Genomic DNA, 23461 nt, shown 5'->3' with positions numbered 1-23461 from the left:
GCGGACGTCGCCGCCCGGCCTAGCCTCCCGGCATGGACCTCACCTGGCGCCCGTTGACCCTCGACGACGTCCCCGCGCTCACCCGGCTGTACGCGGCCGCCGAGCAGGTCGACCGGACGGGTGAACACCTCAGCGAGGAAGACCTGCGCGAGGAGCTGGAAGGCCCCAACGTCGACCTGGCCCGCGCCACCGTCGGCGCCTGGGCCGGCGAAGAGCTCGTCGCCTACGGCCTGGTCCGCCGCCGCGACGCCGCGAACCCCGTCCACATGCTCCGCATCCAGTCGGCCGTGCACCCGGAGCACCGCACCGACGCCGTCGGCGCTCACCTGGTCGGGTGGTTCGCGCGGACGGGCCGTGAGGTCAACGAGCGCACCTTCCCGGACGCGCCGATCGAGCTCCACCACGGCCACCACCAGAACGAAAGCTGGATCACCGGCGTCCTCGCCGGCGCGGGGTACGAGCACGCCCGCACGATGGTCAACATGCGCGTCGGCCTGGCCGACCTGCCGCCGCAGCCGCCCCTGCCGGACGGTCTCACCGCGGTCCCGTTCGACTTCAAGCACGACCTCGCGGTGCTCGACGCCCGCAACGACACCTTCGGCGACCACTGGGGCAGCACGGTCTACGAGCCCGGCGCCTGGCGCCACCTGGTCACCGGCTCGAAGGACTTCCGCCCGGACCTGTCGTACCTGGTCCTCGACGGCGAGAAGGTCCTCGCGTTCGTGCTGAGCCACTTCTACGCGTCCGAGACCGCGGTGACGGGCATCCGAGAGCACCACGCCAGCTGGGTGGGCACGAGGTCGGTGCTGCGCGGCCGCGGCGTCGCGGCCGGGCTGCTGGGGCACACGCTGCTGGCGGCGAAGGCGGCGGGCTTCGACCGGTCGGCGCTGAACGTCGACGTCGACAACGCGCACCGGGCGCTGGGTGTTTACGAGCGGTGCGGATATCGTGTCGACGACGAATGGCACGTGTACGTCCTGTCCTGATTCTGGGACGCCCCACCGCCGATCGGGGAATGGACGGCATTCGTACGATCGCCCTATGAAGCCGACTTCCGCTTCCCCGGGTGCCAGAGCATTGGCCGCGTCGCTGCGCGAATTGCGGCTGACGCAAGGTAAAGGTTTGCGTCAACTGGCCCGCATGGTGCGGATTCTGCCGCAGCTGCTGTCGGCATGGGAGAAGGGGCAGCGGGTCGCGTCGCCGGAAGACGTGGCCCGGCTGCTGGGCGCCCTCCAGGTCGACGACGCAACCTATGAGCGCATGATGCGCCTGGCCAGACGCGCCAAGGACGACAACTGGCTCGATTCCAACCCGTCGGATTTGCCGCCCGCGCTGAGCGGGATCGTGGAGTACGAGCGCACCGCCACCCGCATCACGATGTGGTCGTTGGCGACCCTGCCGGGAATCCTGCAGACAGCAGACTACGCGCGCGATGTGCTGAGCAATGCCGAGATCGCGATGGAACAGGCGGACGCCATGCTGGTGGCGCGGCTGAACCGGCAGCGGATTCTGGTGAAGCCGGAACCGGTCCGGCTGAGCGCATTCATCGGCGAAATGGCGATTCGCGAGCAGATCGGCAGTGCCGACATCATGTCCGACCAAGTGGATCACTTGCTCGAAGTGGCGGCGCTGGCGAATGTTTCGCTGCGGATCGTCCCCGGGAACATCGGGTACCACCCGGGGCTGATCGGGCCGTTCGTGCTCTACGAGTTCGCCGGCCTGCCACCCATCGTGCACCTGGAGAGTTCGCACGCCACAGCGTTCCTGCACGATGCGAGAGTTGTCGGCGATTACCGGCGCCAGGCTAAGATCTTGGCTGGCAAGGCACTGAGTGAGGACGACACCCGGAGCAAGCTTCGGGAGGTCGCGCGATAGCCCGGGAGGCCTCGGCATGGGTGACATGGTCTGGCGCAAGTCGAGCTACAGCGGTGGCGAGTCCAACTGTGTCGAAGTCGGGTGGCGCAAGGCTAGCTACAGCGGTGGCCAGTCCGAGTGTGTCGAGGTCAAGCTCGACCGTTCCGTCGGTGTCCGGGACACGAAGGCTCGCGACCAGGGGCAACTGACCGTCACCCCGGCCGCCTGGAGCGCCGTCCTCACCGCTCTACGAGGTTGAGCAGCTCCTCACCCGCCACGTACCGCCGCACCTGCTCGGCCGCCAGCTTCTTCGCGCGCGGATAGAACGAGGCCGACCCCCCGGCGATGTGCGGCGTGATGACCACACCCGGAACCGTCCACAGTGGATGGTCGGCGGGCAGTGGCTCCGGATCGACGACGTCCAGCCCCGCGCGCAGCCGCCCGGCCCGGGTCTCGGCCAGGAGCGCGTCGGTGTCGATCGCCGTGCCGCGGCCGACGTTCACCACCAGGGCGTCGTCCGGGAGGGCCGCCAAGGCCTTCGCGTCGAACAAGCCGCGCGTCGCGGGGGTGTCCGGCAGCACGAGCACCACGATGTCGGCCTCCGGCAGGAGCCGGGGCAGGTCGTCGACGCCGTGCACGTCCGACTCCGGCCGCGCGCGGCTAGCCACCCTCGTCACCACCGCCTCGGCCGCGACGAGCTGGCGCTCGATCGCCTGCCCGATCGAGCCGTAGCCGACCAGCAGCACCCGGCTGTCGGCCAGGGAGCGCGTGTGCTCACGCGTCCACTCGCCGCGCGTCTGCTGCGCGAACCACCGCGGCAGGTCCCGCTGCGCCGCGTGGACCAGCGCGAGCGCGTGCTCCGCGACGCTCAGGTCATGCAGTCCCCTTCCGTTCGCCAGCCGCACGCCCTCGGGCAGCAGCGGCACGATCGCCTCGACCCCGGCCGACAGCGATTGCACCACGCGCAACGCCGGCAGCTCCTTGATCAGCTTCGGCGGCTCGGGCCCGCGGTCGTAGGGCAGCACGTAGAGCTCGACTTCACCCAGACCGTCCGGCGGCGCCGCGACACCGTCGTAGTACTCGGCCTCGACCCTTTCCGGCACATCGATGTCGGTCCAGGGCAGCAGTACGCGAGCGCTCATGCCGCCTTTCTACCGCCGGACTACCCCGAGACGCAGAACTCGTTGCCCTCCGGATCCGTCAGGACCGTCCAGGCCAGGCCCGGCACCGAATGCTCCGCCACCTCCTTCGCGCCCAGCTCCACCAGCCGTTTCACCTCCGCCGCCCGATCATCGCCGCCGAAGTCGACGTGCACCCGGTTCTTGCCCGCCCGGGCCTCGGGCACCCGTTGCAGCCCGAGGGGCAGCCCGCCCTCGGGTGGAGCCAGCACCAGGAACTCTCCGCCGTAGTCCTGGGCCACCTGGGTGCCCAGCGCCGCCGTCCAGAACCGCGCCAGGTCGCGGGGATCGGCGCAGTCGATCGTGATCATGCCCATGTGGATCGCCATGCCCCGAAGCTAGCGGCCACCACCGACAAAAACGGGCGGCCGAGTAACCCGTTGGAGTCACGGTGGGGGTATTGACTACCCTGAGCGGGACTTTCACACCCGCCCGGCGCAGGGAGCCCCGCAGTGATCACCAGGACTTCGTCGTTGTTTCTTCGCACGTTGCGCGAGGATCCGGCGGACGCCGAGGTACCGAGCCACCGGCTCCTGGTACGTGCCGGCTACGTCCGCCGGGTCGCCCCGGGCGGGTACTCGTGGCTGCCGCTGGGCCTGCGGGTCCTGCGTCGCATCGAGAACGTCGTGCGCGACGAGATGAACGCCATCGGCGCGCAGGAGATCCAGTTCCCCGCGCTGCTGCCGAAGGAGCCCTACGAGGCCACCGGCCGCTGGACCGAGTACGGCGACGCCCTCTTCCGCCTCAAGGACCGCAAGGGCGCCGACTACCTCCTCGGCCCGACGCACGAGGAGCTCTTCGCGCTGACCGTGAAGGGCGAGTACAGCTCGTACCGCGACTACCCGGTCACGCTGTACCAGATCCAGACGAAGTACCGCGACGAAGCGCGCCCCCGCGCCGGCATCCTGCGCGGCCGCGAGTTCGTCATGAAGGACTCCTACTCCTTCGACCTCGACGACGAGGGTCTGGAGCGCTCCTACCAGGCGCACCGCGCCGCGTACACGAAGCTGTTCGACCGGCTCGGCCTCGAGTACGTCGTCGTGAAGGCGACGTCGGGCGCCATGGGCGGCTCGGCGTCGGAGGAGTTCCTCGCGGTCGCCGAGACGGGCGAGGACACCTACGTCCGCAGCACCGACTCGGGCTACGCGGCGAACGTCGAGGCGGTCGTGACGCCCGCGCCGCCCGCGCAGCCGATCGAGGGTCGTCCCGAGGCGCAGGTGCACCACACGCCGAACACGCCGACCATCGGGACGCTGGTCGACTACCTCAACAACGCGGACCTGGGCCGCACGTTCACGGCCGCGGACACGCTGAAGAACGTCATGCTCAAGACGCGTCAGCCGGGCGCGAAGGAGTGGGAGCTGGTCTGCGTCGCGGTCCCGGGTGACCGCGAAGTGGACATGAAGCGCCTCGAAGCGTCGCTGGAGCCCGCCGAGGTCGCGCTGCTCGAAGAGGCCGACTTCGCGAAGAACCCGTTCCTGGTCAAGGGTTACATCGGCCCGAAGGCCCTGCAGGACAACGGCGTGCGCTACCTGGCCGACCCGCGGATCGTCGCCGGCACGGCGTGGGTCACCGGGGCCGACAAGGTCGACCACCACGTCGTCGACTTGCTGGCCGGCCGCGACTTCACCCCGGACGGCACGATCGAGGCCGCCGAGGTCCGCGAGGGCGACGCGTCGCCGGACGGCCAGGGCACCCTGGTCGCCGCGCGCGGCATCGAGATCGGCCACATCTTCCAGCTCGGCCGCAAGTACGCGGACGCGTTCGAGCTCGACGCGCTCGGCCCGGACTCGAAGCCGATCCGGATCACGATGGGCTCGTACGGCGTCGGCGTCTCGCGGCTGGTGGGCGTGCTCGCCGAGCAGAACCACGACGACCTCGGCCTGATCTGGCCGCGCGAGGTCTCGCCGTTCGACGTGCACATCGTCATCGCGGGCAAGGACGAGGCGGTCGCGGCGGGCGCCGAGAAGATCGCCGCGGAGCTGGACACGGCGGGCATCGAGGTCATCCTCGACGACCGCAAGGCGACCCCGGGCGTCAAGTTCGCCGACGCGGAGCTGGTCGGCGTGCCGACCATCCTGGTGGTCGGCCGCGGCCTGGCGAACGGCGTGGTCGAGGTCAAGGACCGCCGCACGGGCGAGCGCGAGGAGATCGCGGTCGACGCCGTCGTCGAGCACCTGGTCAAGCTCGTCCGCTCCTGATGGGCCTGTTCTCCCGGCGTCCGGACGACACGACACCGGGGTACGAGGACAACGCGGCGCTCCGCGGGTTCGGCGGTTACGAACCCGCGGGCGCGCCCGTCTCGGAGCCGCCGCGCGCGCAGCCGAAGCGGATCCGCCCGGCCGCGAAGCCGCTGAAGTGGCGACGGGCACCGTGGGTCGGCTTGGTGCTGATCGCGCTGATCGGCGGCGTGCTGAACGCACTGGGCGTCGGCAAGACACACCGGCCGACGTCGACGCCGGCGCCGCGGACGCCGGTGGTCGAGACGCCGTCACCGCGGGTCTCGGTGCCCGCGCTGGTGGCGGGTTGGCAGCCGGTGGCGGCCCGGGATGGTTCGTATGCGTACGACGTCCCACCGAACTGGAAGCCGGCGCCGACGACGCTGCACGGCTGGGACAAGCCGTCGATCCGGCTGATCACGAGCGCGTTCCTGGGCGAGAACTTCTGCGGCAAGGACGACCTGGGCGGCGCGGGCGTCACGACCGCACGGGAGCCGGACCCGGACGCGGCGGCACGCAAGGTCGTGACGGACCTGGCGACGGGGGCGTACGGCGGAACCGTCCAGGCGGGGCCGGGCGCGGACGCGCAGATCACGAAGGCGGACGGCACGAAGTCGCCGGCCCGGGTGGTGGTCGCCGAGGTGGTCCCGACGGACACGGGCGAGTGCACACCGAAGCGGGCTTTGGTGGCGGCGCTGGCGTTCGGCACCGGTGGTACTTCGGGCGTGGTGGTGGCCTATTCGGCTGCCGACCGGGCCGGGGGTGCGAGCCGGGAGGAATTGCTGAAGGTCGTGGAGAGCTATCGGTTCGTGGCGGCGGGGGATCGGACCACCGTCACGCCGCCGCCGACCACGCGTCGCTAGCCGCTGTCGCGGGCGTGGGCAGCCGCCAGCTCACGCTGAACCAGTGGGCTCGCGTGGTCGGCGAAGAGTTCGAGGAGCGCGCTCGCTCCGGCCATGTCGATCATCGAGGCGGCCCGGATGCTCGCCGCGGCCTCGGCATCGGTGAACTCACGCGTCCGGGCCAGCTCGACGAGAAGGTCCACGACCACCACACCGGCGAGGTCATACGCTTCGTCGATCGTCGCGGGCGGCAACAGCTTCGTAGCCTCGTCATGTAGATGTTCGTAGAGCGGGCGCGGTAGCGCGGGCACCACGGAGAGACACGCCGCCGCGACCAGCCGAAGGGCTCGCTGGTAACTGGGTTCCGCCGTCGCGCGGTCCAGCAGCTGCGTGAGCAGGCGAGCGGCGACGTCTTGCTCGGCCAGTCCGGCGGCCAGGACGACGACGTCGTGGTAGGTCGGGTCGTGAGCGTGGCGGACGAGGTGGTGCAGGTGGTCGTGCCGGATGATTTCGTCGGCGGCGAAATAGTCCTGGAACGACGGCAAGGAGAACGCCAGGTTGTCCTCCGACCGCCTCAGGGTGCCGGTCTGCTCGATCAGGTCGTGGATCAGCTGGGGCACTTCGGCCCGATAACCGGCACCTTTGATCTGGAAGGCGAAGTCTGTCGCGATCTTCATCGCGGTCGACCATGGTATGGCGTCCCGCCCGTTGAGCACCATCCACAACGCTATTCGGCCCAGTAAGGGCCGCGAAACCGATCGTGGCAGCTGCCAGAAATGGTGGCGGATGGCCCGTTGGTAGTCACGTCGTTCGACGAGAAGATCCAGCCCGTCCTCATACAGTTGGAGTAGGGTCGCGGGCAGGATGCCGCATTGATAGTGAAGTGCGCAAAGGACGCCACACAAAAGCGGAGACGTCGCTAGGCTGCTCAGGCCACGCTCCCTGTCGATCCACGCTTTGAGGTCTTCGGCCCCTCGCCCTTCGCGCCAGATCGTTCGGTACCAGTGATCGACGAAGTTGTGCACCTGGCGGCGGCTCATCGGCTCGATCCGCGTGGTGGCGAACCCGAGGCCGCGCAACTCCTTCCGCCACCCTTCCCGCACGGCAGCGGGGCGCGCGGTGACGACGTAGCCGGCCTTGGGGTAGAAGTCGACGAGGCTCCGGACCCAGTCGAGCACTTGCCCCCGGTGCATGTCGCGCACCTCGTCGATGCCGTCGACCAAGACCAGCGTCCGGCCGCTCTCCAGCAGCCGGGAGACCCACTTCTCGGGCTTCGCGGAATCGAGCAGCGGTGCGACGGACGCGACGAAATCTTCGGGCTTGGGCAGGACCAGTTGCTCGTCCTGCACGAAAGACCGAAGCTTGAGCAGGAAGGGCACCGGCCTCGCCGACCCGGCCACCGCTTCGGGCAACTCACCGCGCAGCGCCCGGATCGCCAAGGCCCGCAGCATCGTCGACTTGCCGGTCCCGGCCGAGCCTTCCAGCAGCAGCCGGCGGCTGCCGGCCAGGACTTCGTCGATGCCCAGGCCACCGCGTTCCGACACTGGATCAGTGAGCGTCAGGTCCACGTAGGCAGAGCTCAGCGCGAACGTCTCGGCCCACTGCGGGGTCGGGCCGAACAGTGCGACGCGGTCGAGGCTTTCGACGATTCCCCGCCGGTACCGATCCTCGAACTCCTTCGCGCGCTGGGTCGACTCGGCCGAATCCGCGAACACGACGTCGCCGTACAGGGTGCCGACCTGAACGACGTTGTCGGCCGTGCCGGAGAATTCGTTGCGCGACCGGCTCCCGGGCGTCTGGTCCGGTTGGGGCATATTTCCTCCGGGGCGCGGCGTACCTGCGCAATGTAGTCGCCGACGACCGGACTCCTGTTACCGCTTCCGCGCCAGTTTCGCCAGCTCCCGCAGCCGTACGTCCGGCAGGTAGGCCCGGCTCAGCGCCAGCCCGATCCGCGGCAAGTCCGCCTCGTCGCGGAAGGCCAGGTACAGCGGGACGTGCCTCGGCTGGAACTTCGCCTTGAACGCGTGCAGGGACCGGAAGCCGTAGTACGGCTCCATCACCTTTCCCAACGACTCCAGTGCCCGGTCGACCGTGCGGGTCGGGCCGGCCGCGCCGCTACGGGCCAGCGGTGCTCCCGACAGCGAGACGAACCTGGCCCCTTCCTCGCGGAACGCCACGCACGCCGACGCGATCAGGAACTCCATCACCGGGCGGAAGCCGTGGGGGCTGCGGCGCATGACGTCCAGGGTCCAGCCGCCGATCTTGCCCGCTCCCGTGTACACCGGGAGCCACGATGTCACGCCGTGGACCGTGCCCTCCGCGTCGACCGCCAGGCCGACGCGGGTGGCCGGGTCCATCGCCTCGTCGAGGCCGCCCAGGGTGAAGCCCATCTCCGGCATTCCCTTGCCGGACATCCACTCCTCCGACAGTGCCCGCACCTGGGCGAGGATGGGTTCCGGCTGGTCGGCCAAGCGGACCAGCCGGAAGTCGATGCCCTGCTTCGCGGCCTTGTTCAGCGCCGACCGGACGTCCTGCCAGGCCTTGCCGCGGAACTCCAGGCCCTCCAGGTCGAGCACGTTGTCCTCGGCGACCTGGACGTGCTGCCAGCCCTGCTCGCGCGTTGCCGCGACCGTTGCCTCCGTTGCCGAGAACACGCACGGCACCAGGCCCGAGTTCTCGCACATCGCGGTGAACTCGGTGACCGTGGCCGCCGCCGTGCCGTCCGGGGCGATCGGGTCGCCCAGCGCCACCGCGACCCCCGCGTGCTTGCGGTAGGCGAGGTAGGACCGGCCGTCCGCGCGGACGAAGTACGTGTTGCGCGGCCACATCGTCATCCACGAGAGCGTGCTGCCGCCGTGCCGGTCGAGCAGCGTGCGGGCCAGCGCCGGGCCCGGACCCTGGGCGTGCCGGCGCAACCGGCGCCGCGACGGCGTGCGGAAGGCGTGCTGCGCGATGACCAGGACGACCAGCTCGACCGTCCACAAGAGATTGTCCACGAAGAACAGCGGGAGACCGGTGGTGTCGTAGTCGCCGCCGAACAAGTCGGCCAGGCCGACCAGCGTGACGACGGCGACCCCTTGCAGCGTCACGAAAGCCGACAACCCGACGGCCCAGCGCCACGCGACGCGGCCGCCCTTGCGCAGCCCGTTGAGCATCGGCACCACCAGCAGGACGAGCACCGCGAGCTCCGGCCCCGACAGCGAAACCCCTTCCGTGGAGCCGAACGGGCCATCGCCGGGGACCAGCAGCATCACGATCTCGGCGATGGTGAGCAGCAGCAGGCCGGCGACGGCCAGCAGCCGCCACTCCCGCGGGTTCGGCCCCGCCGACGGCGCCCGCTTCGACCCGACGAGCCGGTTGCCGAGCGGGATCGCCAGCAGCAGCGCGCAGAAGTGCACGAGGTCGGCGAGCGTGCCGACGTAGACGATCGCGACCCCGGCGTACACGCACAGCCCGGCCCGCAGCCGCAGCGCCCACGGCGGCCGCAGCGTCGCGCTGGCGACCGCGACGGCGGCGAGCGCGCCGCCGGAGAACCCGACGTCGAGGCTGCCCGAGATCCGCTCCGCCCACAGCCAGCCGGAGTTGCGGCACAACGCGAGGAACTGCGTGGCGACCAGCACCGAGACGACCTGACCGCCGATGGTCACGGCCATCGCGCGCCGCGTCCCCAGCTGCCATTCGGCGAAGCCGGCGAAGAGCGCGAAGCTGCCGACCATCGGGAGGTAGTACCAGGGGATGACGGCGAAGAACGGCCCGGTGAGCATCGTCCACCACCGGCCGGACTCCAGCGACGGCAGTCCATACGCGACGAACGGGAAGGCCGCGCGGTCTTCGGCCGCGTTCCAGAGCGCTCCGGTGACCACGGCCAGCAGGAGCATCGCGAGCACGACGGTGCTGGTGAACGGCAGGCGCTGTCTCAGCACAGTGATGGTGCCGCGGACGCGTCCCTCTCCGGCGAGCTCGGCCGCCGACGCTGCTTTCGTCATGCGGAAGAGTCTTCCGAGTCGCGCCGTCGCGGACATCGGGCGAAGGAACGACTTTTCCCTTAGGGGAGTCCTCCCTTCGACTGAGGGTCTTCCCCCTCCCGAGGACGAGTCCGGGGGAGGGTCAGCCGAGGACGGCGGCCCGCACGGCGTCGGTGTCGGCCAGGTCGGGCAGCACCGTGTGCGCGCCCGCGGCCTGCAGTTCTTCGGCGGTGTAGTGGCCGGTGGCCACCGCGACGGCGACCGCGCCGTGATCCAACGCGGCCTCGACGTCGTTCGGGGTGTCGCCGATGACGACGACCGCGTCGAACTCGGTGCCGTGCTTGGCCGCGGCACGCGCGACCGCGTGCGGCACCAGGTCCGGCCGGTGCGCCGAGAGCGTGCCGTAGCCGCCGATCTCGAGGTCGAGGTGCTCGTGCAGGCCGAACGCGACGAGCTTGTGCCGCGAGATCTCCGGCAGGTTCCCGGTGACGAGCGACTGGACGACGCCGTCGTGCCCGGCGAAGTCGGTCAGCGCTTCGGCCGCGCCCGGCAGCGCCCGCGCCGAGGCCGGCAGCTGGGCGACCGAGCGTTCGGACTCCGCGATCAGCGCCAGCCAGAGCGCCTGGATCAGCTCTTCGGTCGGCTCGAGGCCGTGCGCGGTGAGCAGGTCGGTGCTGATCGCGCGTTCGGTGCGGCCGCCGAAGTCGGGGTAGGTGACCAGCTCGGTCCCGGTCGTCGCGGCCAGCGCCGTGGCGTACCAAGCGGAGCCGAGGCCGGTGAAGTCCACCAGCGTGTGGTCGATGTCCCAGAGCACCAGTCGCGTCTTCGTCACGAGGTCGAGGTTACCGGCGGCACTATTCAACAAGCGTTGACTTCTTGGCGGCTCGGTCGTACCTTGGGCATCAATTCAACAAGCGACGAATAACTGGAGGCTCTCATGACCCGACCCGCGGGGGCGCTCGCCCTGGTCGCCGCCGTGGCCGGCGCGCTGGTGGCGGTGGTGCTCGGCTTCCTCACCTTCGGCGCGCAGGCCACCGCCGCACCCGACGGTGTCCCGGTCGCGGTCGCCGCCCCGCCGGAGATCGCGCAGCGCATCGCCGCACACGGCGGAACCCAGCTCGCGTGGACGATCGCGAGCCCGGCCGACGCGCGGCAGCTGCTGGAGGACAAGAAGGTCTACGGCGTGCTCGAACTCGGGCCTGGCGGTGCGACCGTGGTGACGTCGGGGGCGGTCAACCCGGCCGGCACCCAGGTCGCGCAGCAGGCGCTGACCGGCGCCGCGAGCGCGCTGGCCGGCGCGCCGAAGCAGGAGGTGCTGCACCCGGCGAGCGTCGCCGGCCGGACCGCGCCGCTGGCCGCGTCCGCGCTGGCCTGGATCGGCGCGCTCGTCGCGGGGCTCGGGCTGACCCAGCTGGCCAAGCGCACCGGCCGCACGGTCGGTGTCGGCGCGCGGTTCCTGCAGGTCGTCGGGGTGGGCGTGCTCGTCACCGCGGCCGTGGCCGGGTTCTTCGCGCTGTGGGACGCCGCGCTGCCGCTGACTGCCGGCGTTCTCGGTTTCGTCTTCCTCGCGGCGACGGCGTTCGCGGCCCTGCAGGCGGGGCTGCTGCGGCTGCTCGGCCTGCGCGCGATGGCCGTCCTCGGCCCGCTCTACCTGGTCGCGCCCGCGGTCGCCGGGCAGGCACCGGAGCTGCTGAACCCGGCCTACCGCACGCTGCTGTGGTCGTGGACGCCGTTCCGGTTCTCGGCCGAAGGCCTGCGCAGCCTGCTCCAGGGCGTGCCCGGCGCACCCGACGTCACGACCGGGCTCTGGGTCCTCGGTGGCCTGCTGACCGCGGGCCTGCTGCTGGTGCTGTGGCCGGGCCGGTCAGCCCGCGAGCAGGCTGAACCGCACCTTCCGGACCGGGTTGTCGAGGTTGGTGTCCACTAGGCAGATCGACTGCCAGGTGCCCAGCGCGAGCACGCCGCCGAGCACCGGGACCGTCGCGTACGGCGGCACCAGCGCGGGAAGCACGTGGTCACGGCCGTGACCGGGGCTCCCGTGCCGGTGCCGCCAGCGGCCGTCGCGGGGGAGGAGCTCGTCGAGCGCCTTCAGGAGGTCTTCGTCGCTGCCGGCGCCGGTCTCGAGGATCGCCAGGCCCGCGGTCGCGTGCGGGACCCAGACGTGCAGCAGGCCGTCGGCCGCGTCGGCGTCGCGCAGGAAGGCCTCGGCCTCGTGGGTGAGGTCGTGGACGACGGCTTCCGAGCCGGTGCGGACCTCGATCTCGGTGGAGTACATGCGCCCCAGCCTAGGCAGCGACGGCCACCTTCGCGGGCTCCACGGTGAAGGCGAAGACGGTCAGCCCCGCCAGCAGCACCGTGCCGGCGATGTACGGCACGGTGGGCGAAACCTCGTACAGCCCGGTCCCGAGCAGCGGCCCGCCCATGAACGCCAGCGCGCTGCTCGATCCCATCAGACCGGCCACCGCGCCCTGTTCGTCGCGGGTGGCCGCCAGCGTCGGCGCGGACATGAACCCCGGCGTCGCGAAGCCCATCCCGGCGCCGAGCACGGCGACGCCGGCCGCGAGCAGCAATCCGGTGTGCGCGAACACGACCACGACCATGCCGGCGGTCATCACGACCGCGCCCACCCGCACGAGCCGCAGCGGCGGCCAGCCCAGCCGCGGGACCGCGACCACCTGGGCGAGGATGATCAGCCCCGCGCCGGCGAGCATGATCAGGCTGGTGACGCGGCCGGTGTCCCGCGTGGCGAGCCCGAGCCGGTCCTGCACCAGGAAGCCGACGGTCATCAGGACGATCGCGAGCGCGAGGTAAAGGCCGAAGCCGAGGGTCAGGAACGGCCACATCCGCCGGTCGAACGGGCTGACCTGCTTCGTCACCAACACTTTCCGCTTCACCGGCTTCGGCAGCGCGACCGCCACGACGACGGCGATCACCGCCAGGATGACCGGCGCGGCGTAGATCGGGACCAGTGGCCCGGCCAGGCCCAGCACGCCCCCGAGCGCCGGTCCGACGGCCAGCGCGAGGCCTTGCGCCGCACCGAACACGGCCATCCCGCGCACGCGCTCCGCCGGGCCGTCGGTGACGTCGGCGATGTAGGACTGCGCGGTCACCGGCGTCGCGGCCCAGGCCAGGCCGAACACGACGCCGCGGGTCAGCAGGACGGCCGTGAACAGCACCGGCACGGCGAGAGCGCCGGACAGCCCGGCCTGCGCGACGACGGCGAACCCGAGCAGGCCGAGCGTGGCGCCGCCCAGCGAGAGCAGCAGCACCGGCCGATGCCCCCAGCGCGCGCTCCGGCGGCCCCAGAACGGGCTGGTCAGCACGACACCGGCGCCGCCGACCGCCCAGACCGCGCCCAGCGCCAGCTCGCTGAAGCCGAACTCGCGCGCCAGCGGCGGCAGGATCGGGTTGAGCAGCTGCTGGGCCGCCATCAGGCCGAACACGGCAAGGCAGGCGACGAAGACCGGCCGTCTCACGCCACGGCCTTCTCGTGTTCGGTGCCCGCCCGAGGGGTGATCGACAGCAGGTCACCGGGCTCTTCGACGGCCAGCCGATGCCACCGTCCGGGCGGCACGATGAACGACTGTCCCGCGGTCAGCGTGGCCACCAGTCCTTCCTCTCTTACGTAGACGCGTAACGCGCTCGAAAGCACGACGAGGACTTCGTGCCCCTGGGTGTGGCGTTCCCAGACGTCGGAGTGCACGGCGTGGTCGTCTTCGGCGTGGAACGCGCCGATCGTCCACAGGCTTTCGCCGGCTCCGGCGAGGGCTTCGCGGCGGTTGACGGACTCGGCCACGCCACCGGTGCGCAACTGGATGAAGGTCTTGAACAGGTCGTAGTTTTCGAACATGTTCCGAAAGTAGCACCAGCTGGTGCGCGGTGTCGAACGGCTTCCGGGCATGATGGGGGGCATGCCACGCATCGGACGGCCGCCCGCGACCTCGCGGCCGCAGATCCTCGAAGCGGCGCGGGCGATCCTCGACCGGGACGGCTGGGAGAAGCTGACGGTCCGTCGGCTGGCCGCCGAGCTGGGTGTCGGCGCGACGACGCTGTACCACCACGTCCGCGACAAGGACGACTTGCTCGTCCAGCTGCTGGAGCACTACGCGGACCAGCTGCCTCGGCCGGAACTGCCCTCGGATCCCCGGGAGCGGATCGTCGCCGCGGCCACCCTCATGCACGACGCCCTGGCCGCGTGGCCCGCGATCGTGGAAGTCCTGACGGCCGACGACTTCGTCGGCGAGTCCGCGCTGTGGATGGTCGACGGGATCGTCGGCGGCGCGCTCGGCTGCGGGTGTTCGCCGGAGCGGGCGGTGGCGGTCTACCGGGGCATTTGGTACTACACGCTGGGTGAACTCCTGATCCGCGCCCGCGCCGGGCGGCGGGCCGCGCAGGACCGGCCCCGCTACCGCGACCGCGTGTTCGCCGAACTCGACGCGACGCGGTTCCCCAGCCTCGCGATCGTCGGGGAGCGCTGGCCGGAGCTGACCGCCCGCGACACCTACCAGGCCGGGTTGCGGGCCTTCGTCGACGGGCTGCTGGCTCAGGAGTCCAAGTAGCGCAACACCGCCAGCACCCGGCGGTTGTCCCCTTCGGACGGTGGCAGGCCGAGCTTGCCGAAGATCGACGTCACGTACTTCTCGACGGACCCGGCGGAGAGGAACAGCTTCGCCGCGATCGCCGAGTTCGACCGGCCTTCCGCCATCAGGCCCAGCACTTCGCGCTCCCGCGGGGTCAGCCCGCTGAGTGCGTCGGTCTGGCGCGTGGCGGAGAACAGCTGGCTGACGACCTCGGGGTCGAGCACCGTCTCGCCGTCGGCGACCCGGCGCAGCGCGTCGAGGAAGTCCGACACCTCGGCGACGCGGTCCTTCAGCAGGTAGCCGACCCCGCCCGCGCGGTCGGCCAGCAGCTGGGCCGCGTACTTCGTCTCGACGTACTGGGAGAACAGCAGGATCGCGCAGGCCGGCAGCTCGGCGCGCAGCGCGATCGCCGCCCGCAGGCCCTCGTCGGTGTGCGTCGGCGGCATCCGGATGTCCACAATGGACACGTCGGGGGCGTGCTCGGCGACGGCGGCCCGCAGCGTTTCGCCGTCCTTCACCGCGGCGACGACCTCGTGGCCGCGGAAGGTGAGCAGCTCGACGAGACCCTGGCGGAGGATGGTCGAGTCCTCCGCGATGACGATCCGCATGCGGGCGAGCTTATCGGGGCAGCGGCACCCGCGCGGTGACTTCGGTCGGACCACCCACCGGGCTGCTGACCGCGAGCTCGCCGTCGACCGTCCGCAGCCGTTCGGCGATCCCGGCCAGCCCGCCGCCGGGCACGAGCTGGGCGCCACCCCGGCCGTCGTCGCGCACGCGCAGCCACAGGACGTCCCGCTCCTCGGTGACGTCGACGTGCGTCGTCCCGCCGTGCTTCGCGGCGTTGGTGAGCAGCTCGGCGGCGCTGAAGTAGACGATCGTCTCCAGCGACGGCGGTGGCCGCCGCAGCATGTCGACGGTGACCCGCGCGTCGATCCCGGACGTCGCGACCAGGGTGGCGAGGGCGACGTCGAGACCCGCGTCGAGGGCGGGCGGGTGGATGCCGCGGGCGAGGTCGCGCAGCTCGATCAGCGCCTGCTTGGCGTTGGCGTGGGCGGCGGCGACCAGCTGTTTCACCTCGGGGAGGTCGACGTCCTCGAGCTCGTCCTTGGCCAGCCCGAGCTTCATGGCGAGGGCGACGAGCTGGGCCTGCGCGCCGTCGTGCAGGTCGCGCTCGATGCGCCGCAACCGCAGGGCGGCGTCCTCGACGGCGGTGGCACGGCTCGCCTCGAGGTCGCGGACGCGTTCGGACAGCACGCGCGTGCCGAGCAGGCCGACGACGAGCAGCCGGTCGAGCGCAACGAAGGCGTGCGTCACCCAGGGGAGCACCACGAGCACCAGCAACCCGGACGCGGACCAGCCGAGCGCGCCGGGCCAGCCGTCGGCGCGGATGTCGAAGACCGGCATCTGCTCTTCGCCGAGCGGGAACCAGACGAAGGCGTAGCTGGTCGCGGCCAGGCCGTAGAGGGTCGCGGTGGTCATCGCGAAGACGCCGACGAGGGTGAGCGGCAGGCGCAGGAGCAGGTAGCCGGCGGTGCGCCAGCCGGCCGGATCGCCGACGCGTGCTTTCACCCAGGCCCACAACCCGGGCTTGAGCTCGGGCCGGCGCGGCGCCGGCACGCTGACGCCGAGCAGGGCTTTGGCCAGCCGCCGGTGGAGCGCGCCGAGGCCGCGGGCGTAGAGCAGGGCGCCGGCGAGCACGAGGAAGCCGAGCAGGACCGGCGTCAGCCAGATCCCGACGAAGACGACGACGAGGAAGGTGAGCAGGGAGAAGAGCGTCAGCGGGGCGGAGAGCCAGAGCCAGAGGTACTCGGCCCAGAAGTCCCGCGAGGCCAGCGGCCCGAGCGCGCGGCGCAGCGGGTTCTGACGGGGCAGGTCGTAGCTGGTCACCGTGTCAGTCTGGGCCGGGTGGGGGGGGCTGCCCATCCGGTTTTCCCCCTACCGTCACCCGGGGAAGCGCCCCAATGTGGCCTTCGGTGCGTCAGACGCACCGAAGGCCACATTGGGGCGCTCGGGTCAGGGGGCGTCCGGGTCGTCGTCCCGGGCTTTCTGGGCCGCCTCGCGCATCTCGATCACGTCCGTCAGCCAGTCGCCCGTCTCGCGGGCGATGTCGCGGATCGCGCCGGTGATGATCGACGCTATGTTGCCGACGTGCGTCGCGGCTGATTCGGTGATCACTTGCAAGGTGTCCTTGTCTCGTTCGAACTGGCCCACCATGTCACCCTCACGCTGCTCGGAGCTGCCGGTCGGGTTCCACGGTAGCCGGGGACGGCGACGAAGGGAGAGCCAGCTTCACGATCTTCTTCGCCACCGACCAGAGCTGCTTGCGCAGCGGGCCCGTGTGGTACGGCAGCCCGTACTTCTCGCAGATCGCGCGCACCTCGCCGGCGATCTCCGGGTAGCGGCGCGCCGGGATGTCCGGGAACAGGTGGTGCTCGATCTGGTGCGACAGGTTGCCGCTCATGATGTGGAACAGCGGGCTGCCCGTGATGTTCGCCGAGCCCAGGATCTGGCGCAGGTACCACTGCCCGCGCGACTCGTTCTCGGTCTCTTCCTCGGTGAAGCTCTCGACGTCCGCCGGGAAGTGGCCGCAGAAGATGATCGCGAACGCCCACAGGTTGCGGGTCAGGTTCGCTGTCGCGTTGCCGAGGAGCGTCAGCGGCGCCAGCGGGCCGGTCAGCAGGGGGAACAGCACGTAGTCCTTGCCCACCTGCCGCGCCGCCTTCGGCAGGATGCGCCGCAGCACCGGCACGTTGTCGGCCCAGGTCCGCGAACCCTTGACGACGTTCTCGACCTCGAGGTCGTGCAGCATGACGCCCCACTGGAAGAACAGCGCCAGCAGCGTCGCGTACACCGGGTTGCCCAGGTAGTACGGGTGCCACCTCTGCGCGGTGTCCATCCGCAGGATCCCGTACCCGACGTCGCGGTCCTTGTCGACGATGTTCGTGTACGTGTGGTGGATGTAGTTGTGCGAGTGCCGCCAGTTCTCCGACGGCGCCACGGTGTCCCACTCGAACCGCTGCGAGCTCAGCGCCGGGTCACGCGTCCAGTCGTACTGGCCGTGCATGACGTTGTGGCCGATCTCCATGTTGTCGAGGATCTTGGCCACCGACAGCGCGCCGACACCGGCGAGCCAGGCGGGCGGGAAGAACCCGGCGAACAGCAACGCCCGCCCGGCGACCTCCAGGCCGCGTTGCGTCTTGATGATGTTGTGGATGTAGTCGACGTCTTCCTGGCCCAGCGAGTCGACGGTCCGCTGTCGCAGCGCGTCGAGCTCGCGGCCGAACTCCTCGACCTGTTCCGGGGTCAGGCGGTCCTGCAGACCGGTCATGGCAGTCTCCCTAAGCGTCGATCTCGACGTCCCCGACCGGGACGGAGATGCAGAGCTGGATTTCTTCGTCTTCTTCGCCGGAGATCTCGCCGGTGCGCGCGTTGCGGACGCGCCCGGCGGTCTTGAGCTGGGTGCAGGAGAAGCAGATGCCCATCCGGCAGCCGTGTTCCGGCGCCAATCCGGCGTCCTCGGCCTGCTCCAGCAACGGCTTCCCCGAGTTCGCGCACTCCCGGCCGCTCCGCCGGAACCGCACCTGGCCCTCCGCGGCGGCCGTGTCGAAGGTCAACGCCGGCGGCGTGAACTCCTCGGTGTGCACCCGTTCACCCAGCTCCTCGCGGACCGCGGCCATCAGCGGCTGCGGGCCGCAGACGAACGCCTCCGCGTCGCGGTGCCAGGGTGCGACCCGGGCCAGGTGCTCCGGCGAGAAGAACCCGCGCAGGTCGCCGCCCTTGGTGTGGGTGTAGGCGTGCACCACCCGCAGCCCGGGGTGCCGGGCGGCGAGCTCGGCCAGCTCGGTGCGGTAGAGCGCGTCGGCCGGCCCGTTCGAGTACTGCAGGAACACGATCTCGCCGGCGTGGCCTTCGTCGACCAGCGTGCGTGCCATGGCGAGCACCGGCGTGATCCCGCTGCCGCCGGCGATCAGCAGCACGCGGTCCGGCCGGGCGGCCGGCAGCGTGAACGCGCCGTCCGGAGTGGACAGACCGACCACCGAGCCCGCGGCGAGCGTGCGGTTGAGGTGCCCGGAGACCAGGCCCTGCTCCTTGACCGTGAACTCCAGCTCGCCTTCGTGCTGCGAACCGCACGGCGAGTAGCAGCGGGTGCGCCGGACGCCGTCGATCTCCACCTGCAGGCGGACGTACTGGCCCGCGGTGAAGCCGGGCCACGCGCGGCTGGGCCGGACGGTGAAGGTGACGCTGTCCGGCGTCTGCTTGCGCACCGCCGTGACCAGCCCGCGGATCTCGCGGCGGACCAGCATCGGGTCGACGAGCTCCAGGTAGCGGTCCATCCCGTGCGGCGTCAGCAGCGCTTCGGCCAGCGAAGCGAGACCGCGCACCCGCCGGGGGATGAGCGCCGTCATCGGAGACCTCCTCGATTACAGTGAACGACTGTACACTGAACAGTGCACTGCAGGAGTGGACGGCCTGTCAACGAAGAGCGCGGAGGATGTGACGTGAGCAACGCGGTGGACATCCGTACGCTGGACCTTGTGTCCGAGGAGCCAGTGAGCCGTCAGGAGCGCAAGCAGCGCACGCGTCAAGCACTGCTGGATACCGCCTTGGAGCTCCTCGCCGACCGGCCGTTCGCGACGCTGTCCCTGCGCGAGGTCGCGAAGGGCGCCGGCCTGGTGCCGACGGCCTTCTACCGGCACTTCGCCTCGATGGAGGAGCTCGGCGTCGCACTCGTCGAAGAAGCGACCCGGACCCTGCGCGGCATGATGCGCTCCGCGCGCACCGACCCGGACACCTACCAGGGGATGATCAGCGCCTCGGTGGCCACGGTGCACCAGTTCGTGCGCGCCAACGAGGACCATTTCCGGTTCCTGACGCGGGAGCGCTACGGCGGCGGCCCGCTGGCCCGGTCCATCGCCGTCGAACTCCGCATGTTCTCCGGCGACCTCGCGATCGACCTCGCCCGGTTCGCCCCGCTGCGCGCGTGGAGCACCGAAGACCTGCACATGCTGGCCGACCTGATCGTTTCGGTGATGATCACGACGACCGTCGAACTGCTGGAAGCGCGACCGGGTGAAGACGCGAAAATCACCGGAACGGCGGAAAAACGGCTGCGCCTGATCCTGCTCGGCATCCCGCACTGGAAAACCCGCTGAACGGTTCCCGCGCGACGTTCGTACTTCCCGGCACGACCGGCGCAACTTGCGACTGACGTCACCGGGACTGTCGGTCCGCCGTGGTACAACCCACGGGATCGTGCCTCGCCGATGAGGAGGTCGTGTGACGGACAGCGAACAGCGTCAGCAGCTCACCGTGGGTGTGGTGGCCGAAGCACGCCCCGGGGAGCGGCGGGTGGCCATGGTGCCCAAGCTGGTCGGGAGACTCGCGCAGCGCGGGCTGCGCGTCCTGGTCGAACCGGGCGCCGGGGCCGGTGCGCACCTGAGTGACGACGCGTACACCCAAGCCGGCGCCGAACTCGGCGACGCCTGGAGCGCGCCGGTCGTCGTGAAGGTGAACCCGCCGACGCCGGAAGAGGTCGCGAAGCTGAGCCGGGGCGCCGTGCTCATCGGCTTCCTCGACCCGCGCGGCAATCCGGATGGACTCGCGAAGCTCGAAGAAGCGGGCTTGCGCGCCTTCGCGATGGAGGCGGTCCCGCGGATCTCCCGGGCGCAGGCGATGGACGCGCTGTCGTCGCAGGCCAGCATCGGCGGTTACCGCGCCGTCCTGCTCGCGGCGCAGCAGCTCCCGCGCTTCTTCCCGATGCTCACCACCGCGGCCGGCACCGTGCCGCCGGCCAAGGTGCTCGTGCTCGGCGCCGGCGTCGCCGGCCTGCAGGCGCTGGCCACGGCGAAGCGGCTCGGCGCGCAGACCACCGGCTACGACGTGCGGCCCGAGGTCGCCGAGCAGGTCAAGTCGCTCGGCGCGCAGTTCCTGGACCTCGGCATCGAGGCGGTCGGCGAAGGCGGCTACGCCCGCGAGCTGACCGCGGAAGAGCGCGAGGAACAGCAGCGCCGGCTCACCGAGGCCATCGCGAAGTTCGACGTCGTGATCACCACCGCGCTGGTGCCGGGCCGCAAAGCGCCGACCCTGGTCACCGCGGACGCCGTCAAGGGCATGCCCGCCGGGTCGGTCGTGGTCGACCTGGCCGGCGAGACCGGCGGCAACTGCGAGCTGACCAAGCCGGGCGAGGACGTCGTGGAGTACGACGTCACCATCTCGTCCCCGCTCAACCTGCCTGCCGAAATGCCTTCGCACGCCAGCGAGCTGTACGCGCGCAACGTCGTCGAGCTGCTGGAGCTGCTCGTGACGAAGGAAGGCGCGCTGGAGCTGAACTTCGAAGACGAGATCGTCGCCGGCGCCTGCGTGGCCGGGCGCGAAGGGAGCGCGTCGTGAGTCCGTTGGTGCAGAACCTCGCGGTGCTCGTGCTCGCCGGGTTCGTCGGCTTCGCCGTGATCTCGAAGGTGCCCAACACCCTGCACACCCCGCTGATGTCGGGCACCAACGCCATCCACGGCATCGTGCTGCTGGGCGGGCTGGTCGTGCTCGGCCTCGGCGTCGACGGCGTCTTCAACAAGATCCTGCTGGTGATCGCGATCGCCTTCGGCACGATCAACGTCGTCGGCGGATTCCTGGTCACCGACCGGATGCTGTCGATGTTCAAGGGCAAGAAACCCGCTCCGACCGAGGAGGACGACAAGTGACCGACTTCGTCGCGATCCTCTACATCGTCGCGTTCGCCCTCTTCATCTACGGCCTGATGGGCCTGACCGGGCCGCGCACCGCGGTCCGCGGCAACTGGATCGCCGCGGTCGGCATGGGCATCGCCGTGATCGCCACCCTGCTCACGCCGGGCATGGGCAACTGGCTGCTCATCGTCCTCGGTGTCGCGATCGGCGCGGTGGTCGGCGTGCCGTCGGCGCGCAAGGTCAAGATGACCGCGATGCCGCAGATGGTGGCCCTGTTCAACGGCGTCGGCGGCGGCGCGGTCGCGCTCATCGCGTGGGTCGAGTTCAACTCCACCGACGGCTACGCGCACGAGCCGGCGTACATCGCGATCGCGTCGCTGTTCGCCGCGATCATCGGGTCGATCTCCTTCTGGGGCTCGAACGTCGCGTTCGGCAAGCTCCAGGAGCTGATCAGCGGCCGCCCGGTCACCATGGGCAACCTGCAGCAGCCGGTCAACGCGCTGCTCCTGCTGATCGCGCTCGGGTGCGCGGTGGGGATCATCGCGGGCGGTGACTCGTGGCTGCTGATCGTCGGGCTGCTCGTCGCGGCGGGCGTCCTCGGCCTCACCGTCGTGCTGCCGATCGGCGGCGCGGACATGCCGGTGGTGATCTCACTGCTCAACGCGTTCACCGGGCTCTCGGCGGCGGCGATGGGCCTGGCGCTGGACAACACGGCGCTGATCGTCGCGGGCATGATCGTCGGCGCGTCGGGCTCGATCCTGACCAACCTGATGGCCAAGGCGATGAACCGGTCCATCCCGGCGATCGTCGCGGGCGGCTTCGGCGGCGGTACGGCGGTTTCGGCTGGTGGCGGCACCAAGGAGGAGCGCCCGGTCCGCTCGACCAGCGCGGCCGACACCGCGATCCAGATGGCGTACGCCAGCAAGGTCGTCGTGGTGCCCGGCTACGGCATGGCCGTGGCGCAGGCGCAGCACACCGTCCGCGAGATGGCGAAGCTGCTGGAGTCGAAGGGCATCACGGTCGCGTACGCGATCCACCCGGTCGCCGGCCGGATGCCCGGGCACATGAACGTGCTGCTCGCCGAGGCCGACGTGCCCTACGAGCAGCTCAAGGAGATGGACGAGATCAACTCCGAGTTCGCCCAGACCGACGTCGCGCTGGTGATCGGCGCGAACGACGTCACCAACCCGGCCGCGCAGACCGACCCGAGCTCGCCGATCTACGGGATGCCGATCCTCAAGGTCAACGAGAGCCGGTCCGTGATCGTGTTGAAACGTGGGATGAGCTCCGGCTTCGCCGGCATCGACAACGACCTGTTCTACGATCCGAAGACCAGCATGCTCTTCGGGGACGCCAAGTCGTCGGTGGGCGAGATCGTGGAGGAACTCAAAGCGCTATGACGACCGGGTCGGACGTCCGTGCCGCGTTCACGGATTCGGCCGAGAACCTGGCGTTCGACGAAGCGCTCTTGCGGGTCGCGCCCGAGTCGCCGGTGCTGTGGCTCTGGCGCAACCCGGTTTGCGTCGTGGTGGGGCGCGGCCAGCGGCTCGCGCGTGAGGTGCGGGTCGACGAGTGCGAGCGCGATGGCGTTCCGGTGCTGCGGCGGGCCAGCGGCGGGGGCACCGTTTTCCACGACCCGGGCAACCTGAACGTGACGCTGGTCCTGCCGGGGCCCACCGACCGGCCGCTGGAGACGCTCGGCAAGGTGATGAGCGCCGCGGTCGACCAGCTCGGGCTCGTGCCGCGGATCGGCGACCGCGGCCTGTTCGTCGAGGACGCGAAGCTCTGCGGGTTCGCGGTGTTCCGCACCAAGGGCGGGCTGCTGGCCCACTCGACGCTGCTGGTCGAGACGTCGGCCGCGCTGGTCGGCCGCTACCTGACGAGCGCCCCGGCGGACCCGCGGCCGCTCGACTCCCACCGCAGTCCCGTGGCGTCGCTGGCCGAGCACGGGCTGCGCCCCGGGTTCCCTTCGGTCGAGGCGGCGGTGCGGGCGGCGGCGTCGCAGTTCCTCGGCACGCTGGTGCCCCGCCCGCCGTCCGCGGCCGAGCTGACGCGGCAGCGGGCGCTGCTGCACACGCGGTACCGCTACCCGTCCTGGCACGCGGACGGCTCCCAGCGCGCGGCGTGAGCCGTGTCTCGT

General features: G+C 70.9%; 25 protein-coding genes. 12 read left to right on the top strand and 13 right to left on the bottom strand.

Annotation, left to right across the window (positions count from 1 at the left end; all coding sequences use genetic code 11):
• Nucleotides 1-32: 32 nt before the first annotated feature.
• From M8542_RS16990 to M8542_RS16980, 3 genes are read left to right on the top strand one after another with little or no spacing between them, the layout of a single operon-like run.
• Complete coding sequence (locus tag M8542_RS16990) at nucleotides 33-986, top strand: GNAT family N-acetyltransferase (protein ID WP_257921141.1); 954 nt, start codon at nucleotides 33-35, stop codon at nucleotides 984-986.
• A 55-nt stretch (nucleotides 987-1041) separates the two neighbouring features.
• Complete coding sequence (locus tag M8542_RS16985; RefSeq protein WP_257921140.1) at nucleotides 1042-1875, top strand: helix-turn-helix domain-containing protein; 834 nt, start codon at nucleotides 1042-1044, stop codon at nucleotides 1873-1875.
• A gap of 16 nt (nucleotides 1876-1891) precedes the next feature.
• Nucleotides 1892-2113 (top strand): DUF397 domain-containing protein, encoded by a 222-nt coding sequence (locus tag M8542_RS16980; RefSeq protein WP_257921139.1) that lies wholly within the window; start codon nucleotides 1892-1894, stop codon nucleotides 2111-2113.
• Here M8542_RS16980 and M8542_RS16975 read toward each other — a convergent pair.
• Nucleotides 2094-2996, bottom strand: a complete 903-nt coding sequence (locus M8542_RS16975) for a 2-hydroxyacid dehydrogenase (RefSeq protein ID WP_257921138.1) — start codon at nucleotides 2994-2996, stop codon at nucleotides 2094-2096. The genes M8542_RS16980 and M8542_RS16975 overlap by 20 nt on opposite strands.
• A 20-nt stretch (nucleotides 2997-3016) precedes the next feature.
• Nucleotides 3017-3361 carry a VOC family protein gene (locus M8542_RS16970; protein WP_257921137.1) on the bottom strand — a complete coding sequence of 115 codons (345 nt, stop codon included), beginning with the start codon at nucleotides 3359-3361 and terminating at the stop codon, nucleotides 3017-3019.
• Between the two features lie 123 nt (nucleotides 3362-3484).
• Between M8542_RS16970 and M8542_RS16965 the strand changes: the two genes are divergently transcribed.
• Both M8542_RS16965 and M8542_RS16960 read left to right on the top strand, forming a co-directional pair.
• Nucleotides 3485-5233 (top strand): proline--tRNA ligase, encoded by a 1749-nt coding sequence (locus tag M8542_RS16965; protein ID WP_257921136.1) that lies wholly within the window; start codon nucleotides 3485-3487, stop codon nucleotides 5231-5233.
• Nucleotides 5233-6114, top strand: coding sequence for a DUF8017 domain-containing protein (locus M8542_RS16960; RefSeq protein ID WP_257921135.1), 882 nt, complete (start codon nucleotides 5233-5235; stop codon nucleotides 6112-6114). The genes M8542_RS16965 and M8542_RS16960 overlap by 1 nt, the downstream gene beginning before the upstream one ends.
• Here the strand turns inward: M8542_RS16960 and M8542_RS16955 are convergent.
• From M8542_RS16955 to M8542_RS16945, 3 genes are all read right to left on the bottom strand, one after another.
• The gene (locus tag M8542_RS16955) at nucleotides 6111-7907 is read right to left on the bottom strand and encodes an NACHT domain-containing protein (protein WP_257921134.1); all 1797 of its coding nucleotides are present in this window, start codon (nucleotides 7905-7907) and stop codon (nucleotides 6111-6113) included. The genes M8542_RS16960 and M8542_RS16955 overlap by 4 nt on opposite strands.
• Nucleotides 7908-7964: 57 nt before the next feature.
• A complete protein-coding gene (locus M8542_RS16950) occupies nucleotides 7965-10079 on the bottom strand; it encodes a bifunctional lysylphosphatidylglycerol flippase/synthetase MprF (RefSeq protein WP_257921133.1) in 2115 nt (704 codons plus the stop codon).
• A gap of 121 nt (nucleotides 10080-10200) precedes the next feature.
• Nucleotides 10201-10890 carry an HAD family hydrolase gene (locus tag M8542_RS16945; RefSeq protein WP_257921132.1) on the bottom strand — a complete coding sequence of 230 codons (690 nt, stop codon included), beginning with the start codon at nucleotides 10888-10890 and terminating at the stop codon, nucleotides 10201-10203.
• Nucleotides 10891-10995: 105 nt separating this feature from the next.
• On the opposite strand from M8542_RS16945, the gene M8542_RS16940 reads away from it, so the two are divergent.
• Nucleotides 10996-11985: a YhgE/Pip domain-containing protein gene (locus M8542_RS16940; protein WP_257921131.1), complete on the top strand. Its 990-nt coding sequence runs from the start codon at nucleotides 10996-10998 to the stop codon at nucleotides 11983-11985.
• On the opposite strand, the gene M8542_RS16935 is transcribed toward M8542_RS16940, so the two are convergent.
• Genes M8542_RS16935 through M8542_RS16925 form a run of 3 tightly spaced genes read right to left on the bottom strand, consistent with a single transcriptional unit; the run spans nucleotide 11923 to nucleotide 13908 of the window.
• A complete protein-coding gene (locus tag M8542_RS16935) occupies nucleotides 11923-12333 on the bottom strand; it encodes a secondary thiamine-phosphate synthase enzyme YjbQ (protein ID WP_257921130.1) in 411 nt (136 codons plus the stop codon). The two genes, M8542_RS16940 and M8542_RS16935, sit on opposite strands and share 63 nt — an antisense overlap.
• 10 nt (nucleotides 12334-12343) lie before the next feature.
• Nucleotides 12344-13534, bottom strand: a complete 1191-nt coding sequence (locus tag M8542_RS16930) for an MFS transporter (RefSeq protein ID WP_257921129.1) — start codon at nucleotides 13532-13534, stop codon at nucleotides 12344-12346.
• On the bottom strand, nucleotides 13531-13908 hold the full coding sequence (locus M8542_RS16925; RefSeq protein WP_257921128.1) for a cupin domain-containing protein: 378 nt from the start codon (nucleotides 13906-13908) through the stop codon (nucleotides 13531-13533). Before M8542_RS16925 ends, M8542_RS16930 begins: the two co-directional genes overlap by 4 nt.
• Before the next feature lie 61 nt (nucleotides 13909-13969).
• Between M8542_RS16925 and M8542_RS16920 the strand changes: the two genes are divergently transcribed.
• Complete coding sequence (locus tag M8542_RS16920) at nucleotides 13970-14617, top strand: TetR/AcrR family transcriptional regulator (RefSeq protein WP_257921127.1); 648 nt, start codon at nucleotides 13970-13972, stop codon at nucleotides 14615-14617.
• Here M8542_RS16920 and M8542_RS16915 read toward each other — a convergent pair.
• The 5 genes from M8542_RS16915 to M8542_RS16895 form a co-directional block, all read right to left on the bottom strand.
• Complete coding sequence (locus M8542_RS16915) at nucleotides 14602-15246, bottom strand: response regulator (RefSeq protein ID WP_257921126.1); 645 nt, start codon at nucleotides 15244-15246, stop codon at nucleotides 14602-14604. The two genes, M8542_RS16920 and M8542_RS16915, sit on opposite strands and share 16 nt — an antisense overlap.
• Before the next feature lie 10 nt (nucleotides 15247-15256).
• Nucleotides 15257-16561 carry a sensor histidine kinase gene (locus tag M8542_RS16910; RefSeq protein WP_257921125.1) on the bottom strand — a complete coding sequence of 435 codons (1305 nt, stop codon included), beginning with the start codon at nucleotides 16559-16561 and terminating at the stop codon, nucleotides 15257-15259.
• A gap of 90 nt (nucleotides 16562-16651) precedes the next feature.
• On the bottom strand, nucleotides 16652-16852 hold the full coding sequence (locus M8542_RS16905; protein WP_257921124.1) for a hypothetical protein: 201 nt from the start codon (nucleotides 16850-16852) through the stop codon (nucleotides 16652-16654).
• A gap of 7 nt (nucleotides 16853-16859) precedes the next feature.
• Nucleotides 16860-17966, bottom strand: a complete 1107-nt coding sequence (locus M8542_RS16900) for a fatty acid desaturase family protein (RefSeq protein ID WP_257921123.1) — start codon at nucleotides 17964-17966, stop codon at nucleotides 16860-16862.
• A 10-nt stretch (nucleotides 17967-17976) separates the two neighbouring features.
• Nucleotides 17977-19044: a ferredoxin reductase gene (locus M8542_RS16895; protein WP_257921122.1), complete on the bottom strand. Its 1068-nt coding sequence runs from the start codon at nucleotides 19042-19044 to the stop codon at nucleotides 17977-17979.
• 93 nt (nucleotides 19045-19137) lie between these two features.
• Here M8542_RS16895 and M8542_RS16890 point away from each other — a divergent pair, with 93 nt between their 5' ends.
• From M8542_RS16890 to M8542_RS16870, 5 genes are all read left to right on the top strand, one after another.
• Entirely contained in the window at nucleotides 19138-19791 is a 654-nt protein-coding gene (locus M8542_RS16890) for a TetR family transcriptional regulator (protein WP_257921121.1), read from the top strand.
• A 124-nt stretch (nucleotides 19792-19915) separates the two neighbouring features.
• The gene (locus M8542_RS16885) at nucleotides 19916-21028 is read left to right on the top strand and encodes a Re/Si-specific NAD(P)(+) transhydrogenase subunit alpha (protein WP_257921120.1); all 1113 of its coding nucleotides are present in this window, start codon (nucleotides 19916-19918) and stop codon (nucleotides 21026-21028) included.
• A gap of 5 nt (nucleotides 21029-21033) precedes the next feature.
• Complete coding sequence (locus M8542_RS16880) at nucleotides 21034-21336, top strand: NAD(P) transhydrogenase subunit alpha part 2 (RefSeq protein ID WP_257921469.1); 303 nt, start codon at nucleotides 21034-21036, stop codon at nucleotides 21334-21336.
• Nucleotides 21333-22721 carry an NAD(P)(+) transhydrogenase (Re/Si-specific) subunit beta gene (locus M8542_RS16875; protein ID WP_257921119.1) on the top strand — a complete coding sequence of 463 codons (1389 nt, stop codon included), beginning with the start codon at nucleotides 21333-21335 and terminating at the stop codon, nucleotides 22719-22721. The genes M8542_RS16880 and M8542_RS16875 overlap by 4 nt, the downstream gene beginning before the upstream one ends.
• Nucleotides 22718-23449, top strand: a complete 732-nt coding sequence (locus M8542_RS16870; protein WP_257921118.1) for a lipoate--protein ligase family protein — start codon at nucleotides 22718-22720, stop codon at nucleotides 23447-23449. The genes M8542_RS16875 and M8542_RS16870 overlap by 4 nt, the downstream gene beginning before the upstream one ends.
• The last annotated feature ends 12 nt before the right edge of the window (nucleotides 23450-23461 follow it).

Origin of the sequence: Amycolatopsis iheyensis (assembly GCF_024703995.1) — a bacterium.
Taxonomy (GTDB): Bacteria; Actinomycetota; Actinomycetes; order Mycobacteriales; family Pseudonocardiaceae; genus Amycolatopsis; species Amycolatopsis iheyensis.
This window is presented reverse-complemented; position numbering and strand designations above follow the sequence as displayed.

Coding starts and splice junctions, on each gene's coding strand:
- M8542_RS16990 (WP_257921141.1), top strand. CDS start 33: ATGGACCTCACCTGGCGCCCGTTGACCCTCGACGACGTCCCCGCGCTC.
- M8542_RS16985 (WP_257921140.1), top strand. CDS start 1,042: ATGAAGCCGACTTCCGCTTCCCCGGGTGCCAGAGCATTGGCCGCGTCG.
- M8542_RS16980 (WP_257921139.1), top strand. CDS start 1,892: ATGGGTGACATGGTCTGGCGCAAGTCGAGCTACAGCGGTGGCGAGTCC.
- M8542_RS16975 (WP_257921138.1), bottom strand. CDS start 2,996: ATGAGCGCTCGCGTACTGCTGCCCTGGACCGACATCGATGTGCCGGAA.
- M8542_RS16970 (WP_257921137.1), bottom strand. CDS start 3,361: ATGGCGATCCACATGGGCATGATCACGATCGACTGCGCCGATCCCCGC.
- M8542_RS16960 (WP_257921135.1), top strand. CDS start 5,233: ATGGGCCTGTTCTCCCGGCGTCCGGACGACACGACACCGGGGTACGAG.
- M8542_RS16955 (WP_257921134.1), bottom strand. CDS start 7,907: ATGCCCCAACCGGACCAGACGCCCGGGAGCCGGTCGCGCAACGAATTC.
- M8542_RS16950 (WP_257921133.1), bottom strand. CDS start 10,079: ATGACGAAAGCAGCGTCGGCGGCCGAGCTCGCCGGAGAGGGACGCGTC.
- M8542_RS16940 (WP_257921131.1), top strand. CDS start 10,996: ATGACCCGACCCGCGGGGGCGCTCGCCCTGGTCGCCGCCGTGGCCGGC.
- M8542_RS16935 (WP_257921130.1), bottom strand. CDS start 12,333: ATGTACTCCACCGAGATCGAGGTCCGCACCGGCTCGGAAGCCGTCGTC.
- M8542_RS16925 (WP_257921128.1), bottom strand. CDS start 13,908: ATGTTCGAAAACTACGACCTGTTCAAGACCTTCATCCAGTTGCGCACC.
- M8542_RS16920 (WP_257921127.1), top strand. CDS start 13,970: ATGCCACGCATCGGACGGCCGCCCGCGACCTCGCGGCCGCAGATCCTC.
- M8542_RS16915 (WP_257921126.1), bottom strand. CDS start 15,246: ATGCGGATCGTCATCGCGGAGGACTCGACCATCCTCCGCCAGGGTCTC.
- M8542_RS16910 (WP_257921125.1), bottom strand. CDS start 16,561: ATGGGCAGCCCCCCCCACCCGGCCCAGACTGACACGGTGACCAGCTAC.
- M8542_RS16905 (WP_257921124.1), bottom strand. CDS start 16,852: ATGGTGGGCCAGTTCGAACGAGACAAGGACACCTTGCAAGTGATCACC.
- M8542_RS16900 (WP_257921123.1), bottom strand. CDS start 17,966: ATGACCGGTCTGCAGGACCGCCTGACCCCGGAACAGGTCGAGGAGTTC.
- M8542_RS16895 (WP_257921122.1), bottom strand. CDS start 19,044: ATGACGGCGCTCATCCCCCGGCGGGTGCGCGGTCTCGCTTCGCTGGCC.
- M8542_RS16870 (WP_257921118.1), top strand. CDS start 22,718: ATGACGACCGGGTCGGACGTCCGTGCCGCGTTCACGGATTCGGCCGAG.